The organism is Agarivorans sp. JK6, from assembly GCF_045277145.1.
Classification (GTDB): Bacteria; Pseudomonadota; Gammaproteobacteria; order Enterobacterales; family Celerinatantimonadaceae; genus Agarivorans; species Agarivorans albus.
In genome coordinates, this window is the sequence record NZ_CP113525.1 from 4673095 (window position 1) to 4687066 (window position 13972).

The 13972-nt window shown below is 43.5% G+C and carries 14 protein-coding genes; 1 reads left to right on the forward strand and 13 read right to left on the reverse strand.

What is annotated here, in order from left to right; genetic code table 11:
• Positions 1 to 97: 97 nt before the first annotated feature.
• Entirely contained in the window at positions 98 to 925 is an 828-nt protein-coding gene (locus OV592_RS21485) for an outer membrane beta-barrel protein (protein ID WP_152785103.1), read from the forward strand.
• A gap of 73 nt (positions 926 to 998) precedes the next feature.
• On the opposite strand, the gene trpB is transcribed toward OV592_RS21485, so the two are convergent.
• From trpB to OV592_RS21550, 13 genes are all read right to left on the reverse strand, one after another.
• Positions 999 to 2222 carry a tryptophan synthase subunit beta gene (gene trpB / locus OV592_RS21490; protein WP_406609961.1) on the reverse strand — a complete coding sequence of 408 codons (1224 nt, stop codon included), beginning with the start codon at positions 2220 to 2222 and terminating at the stop codon, positions 999 to 1001.
• A 117-nt stretch (positions 2223 to 2339) separates the two neighbouring features.
• Positions 2340 to 3701: a bifunctional UDP-N-acetylglucosamine diphosphorylase/glucosamine-1-phosphate N-acetyltransferase GlmU gene (gene glmU / locus OV592_RS21495; protein WP_406609962.1), complete on the reverse strand. Its 1362-nt coding sequence runs from the start codon at positions 3699 to 3701 to the stop codon at positions 2340 to 2342.
• A 92-nt stretch (positions 3702 to 3793) separates the two neighbouring features.
• Entirely contained in the window at positions 3794 to 5233 is a 1440-nt protein-coding gene (gene viaA / locus OV592_RS21500) for an ATPase RavA stimulator ViaA (protein WP_406609963.1), read from the reverse strand.
• Between the two features lie 8 nt (positions 5234 to 5241).
• Entirely contained in the window at positions 5242 to 6891 is a 1650-nt protein-coding gene (locus OV592_RS21505; RefSeq protein ID WP_406609964.1) for an ATPase RavA domain-containing protein, read from the reverse strand.
• A 187-nt stretch (positions 6892 to 7078) separates the two neighbouring features.
• Entirely contained in the window at positions 7079 to 7504 is a 426-nt protein-coding gene (locus OV592_RS21510; RefSeq protein WP_016400252.1) for a F0F1 ATP synthase subunit epsilon, read from the reverse strand.
• A 31-nt stretch (positions 7505 to 7535) separates the two neighbouring features.
• A complete protein-coding gene (gene atpD / locus OV592_RS21515) occupies positions 7536 to 8912 on the reverse strand; it encodes a F0F1 ATP synthase subunit beta (RefSeq protein WP_016400253.1) in 1377 nt (458 codons plus the stop codon).
• Positions 8913 to 8948: 36 nt separating this feature from the next.
• A complete protein-coding gene (atpG, locus tag OV592_RS21520) occupies positions 8949 to 9812 on the reverse strand; it encodes a F0F1 ATP synthase subunit gamma (protein ID WP_016400254.1) in 864 nt (287 codons plus the stop codon).
• 28 nt (positions 9813 to 9840) lie between these two features.
• Positions 9841 to 11382 (reverse strand): F0F1 ATP synthase subunit alpha, encoded by a 1542-nt coding sequence (gene atpA, locus OV592_RS21525; RefSeq protein WP_016400255.1) that lies wholly within the window; start codon positions 11380 to 11382, stop codon positions 9841 to 9843.
• Between the two features lie 14 nt (positions 11383 to 11396).
• Positions 11397 to 11927, reverse strand: a complete 531-nt coding sequence (atpH, locus tag OV592_RS21530) for a F0F1 ATP synthase subunit delta (protein WP_016400256.1) — start codon at positions 11925 to 11927, stop codon at positions 11397 to 11399.
• 19 nt (positions 11928 to 11946) lie between these two features.
• On the reverse strand, positions 11947 to 12420 hold the full coding sequence (gene atpF / locus OV592_RS21535; RefSeq protein ID WP_016400257.1) for a F0F1 ATP synthase subunit B: 474 nt from the start codon (positions 12418 to 12420) through the stop codon (positions 11947 to 11949).
• 33 nt (positions 12421 to 12453) lie between these two features.
• Positions 12454 to 12708 (reverse strand): F0F1 ATP synthase subunit C, encoded by a 255-nt coding sequence (atpE, locus tag OV592_RS21540; protein WP_016400258.1) that lies wholly within the window; start codon positions 12706 to 12708, stop codon positions 12454 to 12456.
• Positions 12709 to 12760: 52 nt separating this feature from the next.
• The gene (gene atpB, locus OV592_RS21545) at positions 12761 to 13573 is read right to left on the reverse strand and encodes a F0F1 ATP synthase subunit A (protein ID WP_152785095.1); all 813 of its coding nucleotides are present in this window, start codon (positions 13571 to 13573) and stop codon (positions 12761 to 12763) included.
• Entirely contained in the window at positions 13563 to 13967 is a 405-nt protein-coding gene (locus tag OV592_RS21550) for an ATP synthase subunit I (protein WP_051147554.1), read from the reverse strand. The genes atpB and OV592_RS21550 overlap by 11 nt, the downstream gene beginning before the upstream one ends.
• Positions 13968 to 13972 lie beyond the last annotated feature (5 nt).

Sequence of the window (13972 nt, forward strand, 5' to 3'; positions counted from 1 at the left end):
TAAGTGCTTATACTAACTAATAGCTCACAATGAAGTGATAAATTGTAGAACAGCGCATCTGTAGCTCTGTTTTAGTACTGCGATACAAGGATAGTATATGAAAACCAAGCAGTGGCTCCCTCTTGCTGCCCTAGTAGCAAGCTTTAGCTCTACCAGTTTTGCTGGTGAATGGGTGATAAAAGCCGGTGGCTTTTGGGCGCAAACCGATTCATCTATATCAACTAAAGCATTTGATGGTAGTGACCTAAAACTGGATTTTGAAGACACCTTCAACCTTGAAGAATCTCAGTTTCTTCCTTTTTTCGAAGCCGGCTATAAGTTTAACGAACGCCACTATGTCTATGCCGATTGGCGTCGCTTACATCGACAAGCCACTACCAAATCAACCTTTGGTTATACCCTTCCTAATAATCCTGATAAAGGTATCCTGGTAGGCGCATCTATTGATACCCGCATGGACATTGACATTTTGCGCGCTGGTTATGGTTACTCTTTCTATAAAACAGAGCGTGCTGAAATAGGGGGTTCTTTAGGCTTGCACGTTATGTTCATTGAGATGGGCTTTAGCGGCGAGATAGCTGGTTGTGTTGATAATAGTGGAACCATTACTTGTGACAGCGCCAATACCAACGGCGAAGTAGTAGATGAGTCAACCACTGCTCCATTACCTGATATAGGGCTATGGGCAGATTACGACTTATCGGAAGATTGGACAATTGGTGCACATACTCAGTTCTTCTATATCTCGATAGACAATACTAGTGGTTACTTAGCCGATTTAAACGCCTCTATCTCTTACCATATCAACCCAAATTGGGATGTTGAGCTAGGTTATAACTACTACCTAGTTGAAGCGGAATGGAATGAAACCACTTTAAAATATAACTATCGCGGGCCAATGCTCAACGTAGCTTATAAATTCTAAACTGGCTTTATCCAAACTAAAAAAGGCCACAGGTGTTCACTTGTGGCCTTTTTTGTTTACCAAGTTTTACCACTTAAAGCAGCGATTCTATTCCGTATTCTTTACCGTACTTTTCTACCACAAAGTCGATGTCTTTATCGCCTCGGCCAGACAAGTTAATCAGAATAGAGCCCTTACTACCTTGCTTAGCCAAATTGATAGCGTGAGCTACAGCATGAGCAGATTCGATTGCTGGAATAATGCCTTCTAAACGCGAGAGCTCAAAAAATGCGTCGATGGCTTCTTTGTCGCTCACTACACCATATTGAACTCGGCCTAAGTCTTTTAGGTAGGCATGCTGTGGCCCAACCGAGGGATAATCTAAGCCACTAGCTACTGAATAAACTTGCTCAGGCTCTCCTTGCTCATCTTTAAGCATGTAGGAATGGAAACCATGCATAGTGCCAGGTTCACCCTTGGTTAACGTAGCTGCATGTTCACCCACTTCTTCTAAACTGCGACCGGCAGGTTCACAACCATGCATAGCGACCGCTTCATCTTCTAAAAAGGCACTAAACAACCCCATAGCGTTAGAGCCACCACCAACACAAGCCACTAAATTGTCTGGTAGAGCTCCGGTCATTGCTTGGAACTGCTCACGTGCTTCTATGCCAATAATTGATTGGAAGTCTCGTACCATCATCGGGAAGGGGTGAGGCCCAACCACCGAACCAATAGCATAAAGCTGGGTATGAGGGTCTGCCATGTAAGCTTGAAAAGCGCTATCTACAGCTTCTTTTAAAGTTTTTCTACCGTGAGTAGCGGGGATAACATTGGCACCTAAAATACGCATTCTCACTACGTTAGGATGCTCTTTAGCAATATCTACTTCACCCATGTGAATATCACACTCTAACCCTAACAAGGCAGCAGCAGTTGCTAAAGCAACCCCATGCTGACCAGCGCCGGTTTCGGCAATAACTTTGGTTTTTCCCATTTTTTTAGCCAGTAGCACTTCACCTAAACAGTGATTAATTTTATGCGCGCCAGTATGGTTTAGGTCTTCACGTTTTAAGTAAATGTCGCAGCCATAGGTTTGCGATAAATGCTCGGCGTGGAAAATTGGGCTAGGGCGACCCACATAGTCTTGATACAAACGAGTAAGCTCTTTTACAAACTCTGGATCTTGGCGAATGTCTAAGTAAGCCTGATTAATATCATTCATTACTGTTTGAAGCTCTGGCGGAATAAAACTTCCACCATATTCGCCAAAATAACCTTCGCTGTTTGGCAGCGGGTGTTCAAACTGTTTGTTCATGGTCTGTCCCTAAAGCAAAACTCTAGTTATACCTAATAAAAGTAGGGATTTATGTGAAAACAGTCGCTAAAACAAAAAAAGCGACCAAAGGCCGCTTTTTATAAACAATTCAGATAATTAAGATTTCTTAACTGGACGTTGCCAACCTTTAATACTACGCTGCTTGGTTCTAGATATTGCCAATACTTCAGCTTCTACATCGCTAGTAATTGTAGAACCAGCACCTACGGTTGCATTCTTACCCACGGTAACTGGAGCAACTAACTGGGTATCGCTACCAATAAAGGCACCGTCTTCAATCACCGTTTGGAATTTATTAACACCATCATAATTACAGGTAATAGTGCCAGCACCAATATTCACTTTTTCACCTACCGTAGTATCACCTAGATAAGTTAGGTGACCAGCTTTAGAGCCTTTACCTAGTGTAGACTTCTTCATTTCTACAAAGTTACCTACATGAGCATCTTGCTCCAGCTTGGCTCCAGGGCGAAGGCGAGCAAATGGACCAGCGGAAGCATCTGCCGCTAAGCTAGCTTGTTCAATAATGCTGTTAGCTTTAATGGTGACGTTATCGCCAATCTCACAATCAATCAAAATAGCGTTAGCTTCAATAGTTACATTGTTACCAATGGTAACTTTGCCCTTAATTATCACGTTGATATCGATGAAACAGTCGCTACCAATGCTTAACTCGCCACGTAAATCAAAGCGGTTAGCATCGGCTAGACTTACGCCATCACGTAATAGCTGTTCAGCTTGGGCTTTTTGGTAAGCGCGCTCTAAACCGTTTAGTTGAACTCGGTCATTAACCCCTTGCACTTCAACAATAGAGTCGGGTTGAACCGCTTGGACCACGTTGCCTTCTTTAGTGGCCATTTCAATAATGTCGGTAACGTAGTATTCGCCTTGAGCATTGTCGTTACTTAAGTTAGCCAACCAGCGGTTAAAGTCATTACTGTTTGCCACTAATACGCCAGTGTTCACTTCTTTAATCGCTAGCTGCTCAGCGGTTGCATCTTTGTGCTCTACAATCGCTGCTACGCTGCCATTTTCACGCACAATTCGCCCATAGCCGGTTGGGTCTTCTTGATCTACGGTGAGTAAACCAATGCCGTTTTCTGGCAAAGCTTCAATTAAGCGCTGAATAGTTTGTTCACTAATTAAGGGGGTATCGCCGTATAACATAACGACCGGCTGATTAGGCGCAAAATGCGGTGCAGCTTGTTGCATAGCATGACCAGTACCTAGTTGCTCAGCTTGTTCAACCCAGTTTAGGCTTGGGTCTTGAATTTGCTGTTTAATCAATTCACCGCCATGACCATAAATAAGGTGAATAGCTTCTGGCTTTAATGTTTTAGCGGTATCGATGACGTGCTGCACCATTGGTTTATCCGCTAATTTATGAAGTACCTTCGGCAAAGTTGAACGCATCCTTGTTCCTTTACCGGCAGCCAAAATAACAACACTGAAGTTCATTTTGTTTCCTTATTACAGGTTGATTTTCCCAATCAACCAAAATGATTATCGATAACTTAAACAAGTGTAAGCGAAACGCATCAGCTTTGGAATTATCGTTTAAACAAGCGCTTCATTGGTGAAGGAGTGTAATCCCATAGATGGTCAAACACCTGCATTAATTCGGGGTTTCCGTAGCTAGATAATTTAAGCGCATGAAATCGATTTTTTTGCGCTTTTAACTGCTTGATTGTATCTAACAAATCATTAGGTGGAGCAGGGGCAATAAAATCTGACAATACCACTAAATCTGCATTTTGGTATTTATCCTCTGTCATTTGCTTAACCGCTTGCTGGAGCGCTGCGGCCATATCGGTGCCGCCATGAAAACTGTAAGACAAAAAGTTAAGAACTTCTCTTAAGCCATCTTTCTTGGTGAGTTCGTAAGTGATGAGCTCTGTTGAAAACATAATTACATAACAGTCACGCTGCTCAGCTAAGGCTATTTGCATTAAGCCATAAGCTAGGGCTTTAGCACACTTCTCAGGGAAACCTTGCATAGAGCCAGAGCTATCAATGGCTAAAATGAATGGGCCCTTATCCAGCATGGTCTCGTCAGCTGCTTTTTTGTAGGTTTTCACCTTACGTAACTTGCGCTGCTTGCCCTGCATTTGATAGTTCATTAGCTGGTGGTCAACTAAGTGCTTATAAAAAATAACCTCTAACTCTGGGTAGGCTAAGAACATGGTTTCATTAGGCAGGAGTTTGGCTAAGTCATCACCTTCGTGCACTCCAACTATATCGTCGGTAACTTGCTCTAATTGCTCCTCAACCAATTGAGGCTCTTCAACCGGTGCATTGCTAGCATTTGGGTCACTCACTTGGTCGGCCATTCTGCCTAACTGCTCAGCAATTTTTTGTAGACCTTTTTGCGACTTGAGGAACACCGCAAACTGCTTAAGCAAATTAACTTCACTTTTACGCAGCTTTGCCGCCGCCATATCCCATAACCGGCCTAGCTTATTTGAGTCACCCGACTCGGTCATTTCAGGCATGGCCTGCAGTGTTTCAACCCGTTGATAAAGATCGGCCAGCAAGGCTTGCTTATGCTGCTTCATTTCATCTAGCTGAGCTTGATTAAGTGCCTTGGCAATGTTTTCAAACCACTGATTACAAAAGTAGCTTTGAAACATTGGGCTATAACGGTGGTGAGGATGAGCAGCCAACTCACTTGCCTTGCCATAAAAGGAAGAACAAACGCTTAACTGTATCAATAAGTCATCTAACTGTTGGCTGAATGCGGCACTATCTAATTCAATAGAACGCTGATACAAGGCTATTTCTTCGGCAAATTTTTCTTCAATGGTGATTTGACCAAGCTGAGCACGAATTTGACTTTTCCATTTGCTAACTTGGCTTTTCATGGCACTTTGAATACCAGGGCTAGACTCTGCAATCATCATCAGTTGCGGACGCATCATCACCTCGCGAACTGCTTCATCAAGCAGTCCCGACTCGGCTAACATCACACCAAATTGCAGGCTATCTAACATGTTTTAACCTAGTTAAAAAAGTCGTTTATATTGCGCATTCTATAAGCCTGTTTATCTAGCAAGCTAGCAACCCCTGATACCATCATATCCACTTCCATTAGGCTTGCCTCTATCGACTCTGGCAGTTGATTAGATATAAAGTTGTGGGGCAAGGCACCGTGAAACTGAGCCCGGCTGCGTTTTAGCTCATACTCTGCTTGTTTAATACTAGTTAACACTGCATCAATTTGCTGTTGCCAGCTAGCCACTAAATCGTCATCGAGGCCTTGTTGTGTAGCAATGCCTAGCAATAAAGGCCTATTAGCTAAATCTTTAATCACTAGCTGGTGGTTAATATCAATGTCAAAGCGTAGCTGACATAACTCGGAACCTTCGTTAATCCGCCCAAGCATTTCACAATTACCGCTTTTTATTTTCTTTGAGAACTCGTTTGCATCCACATAGACCCAACGCGTTTCACCTTTGTCTTTTTCACTCACCGACAAATTGCTTTGCAATACCACCAGCTTAAATAGCTCGCCACCATGTTTATTGGGGTAACGTTTAGCACTACTAAAATCGTATTTATATTGGTCTTTTCTTAAGCCTGAATCATGAGAAAACTGTAGGGTAAGCTGCTCGCAAATATCATCCACGGTGGCTTGATAATGACGCTCGGCCCCTTCGGCAAGCTCTTTTAGCTTAAGCTGATCGAATGCATGATTGACGGCATAGTCTTTAATACAAGTTTGAATAAACTGGCGATCTTCTAGGTTATGCCAGAGGCAGTCTTGCAATAGCAGCAAGTCGAGCGGGTTAATCTCTGAGCGGCCATTAAAAAATGCGCTAGTTTGCAACAGGTGTACTGACTTCTTCCAGCGTCGATCCGACACATAGAGATCACCAACAATGCTGCCTTCACCGGCCAGAGGCAAACCTTGCTCAACCAAGTTTTTAATTAGGTACATTTTCTCAAACACTTCGTCACTCATGGTGACTTGGCCAAGTTGCGCTTGCCACGTTTGATACTCTTCGTCGCTAATCACAAGGTGTTCGGGGATCTCTTGCAAGCTTTGATTATCGAGCAGCAGGGCTTTGAAGTTGTCTTTTTGCTGAATCCTATTTACAAATACCCGCAGTAACATACGGTCATAAAGTGCTTCTAAGCCACCATCTTCTTCGGGAAGTTCATTTGAAGCAGAAATAAGTAAGCGCATCGGTACAGGCAAGTTTTCGTAGCTATTTCGAAAAGTGCGCTCATTCACTACCGTGAGTAGGGTATTGAGAATAGCCGGACCTGCTTTCCAGATCTCATCAAGAAAAACAATATGCGCTGTGGGCAAATAGCCTTCAGTTAAACGAACGTACTTACCATTATCTTTAAGCTCTTGAATAGATAAAGGGCCAAACACTTCTTCTGGGGTAGAGAAGCGAGTCATTAGGTAATCAAAGAAGCTTTGGCTTTTAAAGGCTTTTACCAAACGTTTGGCAATCATGCTTTTGGCAATACCAGGCGGGCCTAGCAAAAATACACTTTCGCCTGCTAGGGCAGCCAAAAGACATAGCTTAAAGCTTTCTTCACGTTCGTAGATGCCTGCTGATAAGGCTTTAATAAGGCCTTGAATACGCTCTGAGAGCAAGGCTTTGCTTGCTTGATTTAATGGCGAAATTGTTGCCATATCCATCCCTTGATGAGTGTTAGTTTGAAGCTAAGTTCAAACCCACTAAAAGTAGTTGTTGTTAGCACGAAGCCAAGCTATTTATAACTATAGTAGCGGCTATAAAAATAGGTTTCGTTGATGTCAGCATCATTTTTCACAGACAAAAAAGGCGCTCTGGGAGCGCCTTTTTATTATCAAGCTAAATCTATCGGACGTTTTTTCCGAGGATTTCGATAACTTGAAGTTGAGCCATTGCTTTAGCAAGTTCAACTTGAGCTTTCGCAAAATCCACATCGCTGTTGGGATTGCTAATGCTTTCCTCTGCAGCTTGTTTAGCTTGTTGGGCCTTGGCTTTATCGAGCTCGTTGCCTCGAATCGCGGTATCTGCCAACACGGTTACGTTTCCTGGTTGTACTTCCAAGAAACCACCCGAGATGTAAATCACCTCTTCGTGACCATGCTGTTTAACCATGCGAACCATACCAGGCTTAATTGGGGTTAGTAGTGGAGCATGACCATGCAATACTCCTAACTCACCCTCTTCACCGGTTACTCGTAAGTGCTCAACGCGGCCAGAGAAAATTTTCTCTTCTGCGCTCACCACATCCAAGTGAACTGTCATCGCTGCCATTTCAGCCTCCTGTTACGCCAATTGGCGAAGCTTACATATTTTTGGCGCGCTCAAGCACGTCATCAATATCGCCTGCATACAAGAACGCTTGCTCTGGAATATCATCGTAATCGCCAGCCAATAGGCCTTTAAAGCTACGGATAGTATCTTTAAGTGGGATAAGTTTACCTGGGTTACCAGTGAAAACTTCAGCTACGTGATAATCTTGAGTTAAGAATTTCTCGATCTTACGCGCACGAGCTACGGTTTGCTTGTCTTCTTCAGACAATTCATCCATACCTAGAATCGCAATAATATCTTTCAATTCTTTATAGCGTTGTAATACGCCTTGCACACCGCGAGCAACTTCATAGTGCTCTTGACCTACGATAAGAGGATCTAACTGACGAGAGTTTGAATCCAGTGGGTCAATCGCTGGGTATAAACCCATTGCTGCAATGCTACGGTTTAGCGTAACGGTTGCGTCTAAGTGCGCGAAAGTGGTTGCAGGAGATGGGTCAGTCAAGTCATCCGCAGGTACATATACCGCCTGAATCGAAGTAATCGAACCAGTCTTAGTAGATGTAATACGTTCTTGAAGAACACCCATTTCTTCAGCCAATGTAGGCTGGTAACCTACCGCTGATGGCATACGACCTAAAAGTGCAGATACTTCGGTACCGGCCAAGGTGTAACGGTAAATGTTGTCGATGAACAACAATACGTCTTTACCTTCGTCACGGAACTTCTCAGCCATAGTCAAACCCGTTAACGCTACGCGTAGACGGTTTCCTGGTGGCTCGTTCATCTGACCGTAAACCATGGCTACTTTATCAAGTACCCCGGCTTCTTCCATCTCGTAGTAGAAGTCATTACCTTCACGAGTACGCTCACCAACACCAGCAAACACAGATAGACCTGAGTGAGCTTTAGCGATGTTGTTGATCAACTCCATCATGTTTACGGTTTTACCTACACCGGCACCACCGAATAGACCAATTTTACCACCCTTAGCGAATGGACAAATCAAGTCGATAACTTTTACGCCAGTCTCTAGCAATTCGCTAGAGTTAGCCTGCTCTTCATAAGTTGGAGCAGAACGGTGAATTTTGTAACGCTCTTCCGTTTCAATTTCACCTTTGTGGTCAATAGTTTGACCTAGTACGTTCATAATGCGACCTAGGGTGGCATCACCCACAGGCACTTTAATCGCGTCACCAGTATCAACCACTTCTAGGCCGCGACGTACGCCTTCCGATGCACCCATACAGATACAACGAACTACGCCACCACCAATTTGCTGTTGAACTTCAAGAACTAACTCTTCGCCTTGAACTTCTAGAGCATTGTATACCTTAGGTACACTGTCATGTGGAAATTCAACGTCCACAACAGCGCCAATTACTTGGACGATGTTACCGTTACTCATGTTGATTCCTCTAAATATATTGCTTAGTGCCTTGCCTTAAACGGCTGCAGCTCCCGCAGAAATTTCGCTCAATTCTTGAGTAATCGCTGCTTGACGCTCTTTGTTGTATACCAACTGAAGCTCATCAATCAGGTTACCCGCGTTATCGGTTGCCGCTTTCATTGCAACCATTCGTGCAGCTTGTTCACAGGCTAGGTTTTCCACCACACCTTGATACACTTGAGATTCGATATAACGAACTAGTAGGCCGTCGAGAATTTCTTCAGCACTTGGCTCGTATAAATAATCCCAGCTGCGAGACGCAATTTCTGGATCATCTGCTTTAGGCAGCGGCAATAATTGGTCAATCGTTGGTTCTTGTACCATGGTGTTTACAAACTTGTTGTACACCACATAAATGCGATCTAGCTTGCCTTCATCGTAGGCTTCTAACATCACTTTTACGGTACCGATAAGCTCTTCAACGGTTGGGTGATCACCCAAGCCAGAGTTCTGAGCTACCACATTACCACCGTGGCTATTAAAGAAGGCTGTTGCTTTACCGCCAATAACGGCAAGGTCAGTTTCAACCCCTTTGTCTTTCCACTGCTGCATGTCGGTGACAACTTGCTTAAACAAGTTAATGTTTAAGCCGCCACACAAACCACGGTCAGTAGATACCACGATATAACCTACACGCTTGGCTTCTCGTTCTACAGCATACGGATGCTTGTACTCGAGCTTACCTAGCGCGATATGACCAATTACTTTGCGCATAGCTACTGCGTAGGGACGGCTGCTTTCCATTGCGTCTTGCGAACGACGCATTTTACTTGCTGCAACCATCTCCATCGCTTTGGTAATCTTTTGGGTGTTTTTAACACTGCCAATCTTACCTTTAATCTCTTTAGCGCCGGCCATATCTATTGCTCCTATTCGTCAGGTTTGATTACCAAGATTGCGTAGATTTAAAGCTTTCAATTAAGCCTTTAATCGATGCATCAATCTCGTCGTTGTAATCGCCTTTTTCGTTAATAGTCGCTAATAGATCGGCGTACTCGTTGTTAGCGTAAGCTAGCAACGCTGCTTCAAAATCAACAATCTTATCGATTTCTACGTCAGCTAAGTAACCTTTTTCAGCGGCGTATAGACCTAGTGCTTGTTCAGCAACAGATAATGGGCTGAATTGCTTCTGCTTCATTAACTCGGTTACTTTTTGACCGTGGTCTAACTGCTTACGTGTTGCATCATCTAAGTCAGAAGCAAACTGAGCAAATGCAGCTAGTTCGCGGAACTGTGCCAATGCAGTACGAATACCACCAGACAGTTTCTTAATAATCTTAGTTTGTGCTGCACCACCTACACGCGATACCGAAATACCTGGGTCAACCGCCGGACGAGTACCAGAGTTAAACAACTGGCCTGTTAGGAAGATCTGACCATCGGTAATCGAAATTACGTTGGTTGGTACGAATGCTGATACGTCACCGGCTTGGGTTTCAATAATAGGCAATGCAGTTAATGAACCTGATTTACCTTTTACTTCGCCTTTAGTGAACTCTTCTACGTACTGTTCGTTTACCTGAGAGGCACGCTCTAGTAGACGAGAGTGAAGGTAGAATACGTCACCTGGGTAAGCTTCACGGCCTGGCGGACGACGTAGTAGCAAAGAAATTTGACGATAAGCTACGGCTTGCTTAGACAAATCATCATAGATGATTAGTGCATCTTCACCGCGGTCACGGAAATATTCACCCATGGTACAACCCGCGTAAGGCGCTAGGTATTGTAGTGCGGCTGAATCTGATGCAGAAGCTGCAACAATGGTGGTGTACTCCATTGCGCCGTATTCTTCTAGCTTACGTACTACGCTAGCGATAGTAGAGGCTTTTTGGCCAATCGCTACGTAAACACATTTAATGCCAGAGCTTTTTTGGTTAATGATGGTGTCAACAGCGATGGCTGTTTTACCAATCTGACGGTCACCAATAATCAACTCACGCTGACCACGGCCGATTGGAATCATTGAGTCAATCGCTTTAATACCTGTTTGAACAGGTTTATCTACCGATTTACGTTCCATTACGCCAGGTGCAATTACTTCGATTGGCGAGAAGCCATCGTTGTCTACTGCGCCTTTACCATCAATTGGCTCACCTAGTGTATTTAGTACACGTCCTAATAGGCCACGACCTACTGGAACTTCCAAAATACGACCAGAACTTTTTACTTTGTCACCCTCTGCTAAGTCAGCATAAGGGCCCATTACTACCGCACCTACAGAATCACGCTCTAGGTTTAATGCGATAGCATAACGGTTACCAGGAAGCTCAATCATCTCGCCTTGCATTACATCAGCAAGACCATTAATGCGAAGAATACCGTCACTTACAGAAACGATAGTACCTTCGTTACGAGCTTCACTGACAACTTCAAACTGCTCAATACGTTGCTTGATCAGTTCGCTTATTTCAGTGGAATTCAGTTGCATGCTCTATTCCCCAATTACGCTTGCAGTGTTTCAGAAAGTTTCGCCAATTGCCCTTTAACAGAGCTATCAATCACTAAATCACCGGCTTGAATAATCACACCGGCCATTAGTGAGGCGTCAACACTACAGTTAAGCTTCACTTTGCGTGCTAAACGCTGTTCCAAGGAAGCACTAATTTGCGCTTGCTGCGCGGCATCTAACTCGGTAGCGGAAACAACATCAGCGGTTATTTCCTTAGCCAATTCGGCCTTATACTCCAAGAAAAGAGCTAACACAGCAGGCAACGCATTTAAACGTCCGTTCTCAGCCATTAACTTAATTAAGTTAAGGCCATGCTCGTTAAGCTGTTCGGCGCATACAGTGGTAAATAAATTAACCAAAGTATTTGCTGACTCCCTTTTCAGTTGAACTGCAACGTGCTCATTGGCTGCCACTTCGGCAACAAATGCTAGCATCTCAGTCCACTGTTCTAAGGCTTTTTGCTCAACAGCAAAATCGAACGCAGCTTTAGCGTAGGGACGAGCAATGGTGGTTAAATCAGCCATAAGCTCTACCTTTTATCCCTTATTTCAGCTCAGCGACTAGCTTATCAACAATCTGCTTGTTGGCTTCTTTGTCGATTGAACGCTCAAGAATTTTCTCAGCGCCAGCGATGGCTAAAGCAGCTACTTGTGCACGTAACTCTTCACGAGCACGATTACGTTCAGCTTCAACTTCTGCGTTACCTTGAGCAAGAATTTTTTCTCGCTCAATGTTAGCCAGCTCTTTTGCTTCGTCGATGATTTGAATTTTGCGCTTGTTAGCTTGCTCGATAATACCAGCAGCTTCGGACTTGGCGTCTTTCATTTGCTCTGAAGCTTTCGCTTGAGCTAATTGAAGATCCTTTCCGGCACGTTCAGCGTCAGCTAAACCATCCGCAATTTTCTTTTGACGAGCTTCAATCGCATCGATTAATGGTGGCCATACGTATTTAACGCAGAACCAACAAAAAATCGCGAACGATATCGCTTGTCCAAACATGGTTGCATTGATATTCACAACGACACCTCCTATTTGTTAGGAATCGAAGGATTAACCTAACAAGGCAACGAACGGGTTAGCGAATACGAAGAATAACGCGATACCCACGGCAATCATTGAGATCGCATCTAGTAGACCAGCAATAATAAACATTTTAGTTTGTAGTGCAGGGGCTAGCTCAGGCTGACGGGCTGATGCTTCTAACAATTTACCACCTAAAAGTGCAAAACCGATAGCAGTACCAAGAGCGGCCATGCTCAGCATGATTGCAACAGCGATAATAGTTAAACCAACAACAGTTTCCATGATTTTCTCCAAATAGTATTTATTAGGTTAAAACAGTTTTTATTAAACTTAATTAGTGATCTTCATGGGCTAAAGCTAGATAAACTATCGTTAGCATCATGAAAATAAACGCCTGAAGCACAATGACCAGAATATGGAAAATTGCCCATGGCACAGATAAGGTCCATTGAGCCCATAAAGGAACAAGTGCGGCAATAAGAATAAAGATCAATTCACCTGCATACAGGTTACCGAACAGACGCAAAGCGAGTGAGAAAGGTTTAGCCAATAAGGTGACCGATTCTAACAAGAAGTTGAATGGAATCATTGACCAATGGTTGAAAGGATTAAGCGTTAGCTCTTTTGTAAACCCTTTCAGTCCTTTTACTTTAATACTGTAAAAAATGATTAAACCAAACACGGCAATAGACATGCCCAATGTAATGTTTAAATCAGTAGTTGGTACAATTTTAAAGTACTCAGCGCCCATAAGTCCGGCGACGTGGGGTATAAAGTCAACAGGGACTAGATCCATCAAGTTCATGAGGAAAATCCACACGAAGATGGTTAGACCAATTGGCGCAATAACACGGTCGGTGCGATGGAATGCGTCACGAACGGCTCCATCAACAAACTCAACCATCATTTCAACAAAACATTGAAACTTGCCAGGTACGCCAGTTGTTGCTTTTTGCCCTGCCTTATAAAAAAGAAATAAGAACAAAGCGCCCAAGCCAACTGAAAACAGGAGTGAATCAATGTGCCAAGTCCAGAACCCTGCATCCTTACAAGCGTAATTAAATGCCAGACCGCCATCGGCCATACACATTTGAGCGTTTGTAAGGTGGTGCTGGATATAGCCTGAAACGTTACCTTCAGCAGCCATTTATCATCCTATTTTTGTTACTAAGAAAAATAGAGGCAGTCCATTGCGTCAAAGTACTAAAAACAAAGCCTAGCAATAGTGCTAAAGGCACTACATCTAGCAAGGCAAAGGCTAGTATGAACATAATGGCTGTTAGAGAAAGTTTTACGACTTCCCCGAGATAAAAGCTCAATACTACGTATTTTCGATGTCTAGCTCCCACAAACATAAATGCCATGGCAGTAAACAACGCATTTGGTAGTAAAAAGATTATTCCTCCGAGTAACACAGAAATGGCAGTCTCTTTATCAAAAAAGAAACCACTTTTAAGTGTTAGCAGTGCGACAAACCCTGTCTGAAAGATAACAAAATATAACGCCTTAAGGCGTACTTCTGTTGTTAAAGACCCAGACATTCTCG

Coding starts and splice junctions, on each gene's coding strand:
- OV592_RS21485 (WP_152785103.1), top strand. CDS start 98: ATGAAAACCAAGCAGTGGCTCCCTCTTGCTGCCCTAGTAGCAAGCTTT.
- trpB (WP_406609961.1), bottom strand. CDS start 2,222: ATGAACAAACAGTTTGAACACCCGCTGCCAAACAGCGAAGGTTATTTT.
- glmU (WP_406609962.1), bottom strand. CDS start 3,701: ATGAACTTCAGTGTTGTTATTTTGGCTGCCGGTAAAGGAACAAGGATG.
- viaA (WP_406609963.1), bottom strand. CDS start 5,233: ATGTTAGATAGCCTGCAATTTGGTGTGATGTTAGCCGAGTCGGGACTG.
- OV592_RS21505 (WP_406609964.1), bottom strand. CDS start 6,891: ATGGCAACAATTTCGCCATTAAATCAAGCAAGCAAAGCCTTGCTCTCA.
- OV592_RS21510 (WP_016400252.1), bottom strand. CDS start 7,504: ATGGCAGCGATGACAGTTCACTTGGATGTGGTGAGCGCAGAAGAGAAA.
- atpD (WP_016400253.1), bottom strand. CDS start 8,912: ATGAGTAACGGTAACATCGTCCAAGTAATTGGCGCTGTTGTGGACGTT.
- atpG (WP_016400254.1), bottom strand. CDS start 9,812: ATGGCCGGCGCTAAAGAGATTAAAGGTAAGATTGGCAGTGTTAAAAAC.
- atpA (WP_016400255.1), bottom strand. CDS start 11,382: ATGCAACTGAATTCCACTGAAATAAGCGAACTGATCAAGCAACGTATT.
- atpH (WP_016400256.1), bottom strand. CDS start 11,927: ATGGCTGATTTAACCACCATTGCTCGTCCCTACGCTAAAGCTGCGTTC.
- atpE (WP_016400258.1), bottom strand. CDS start 12,708: ATGGAAACTGTTGTTGGTTTAACTATTATCGCTGTTGCAATCATGCTG.
- atpB (WP_152785095.1), bottom strand. CDS start 13,573: ATGGCTGCTGAAGGTAACGTTTCAGGCTATATCCAGCACCACCTTACA.
- OV592_RS21550 (WP_051147554.1), bottom strand. CDS start 13,967: ATGTCTGGGTCTTTAACAACAGAAGTACGCCTTAAGGCGTTATATTTT.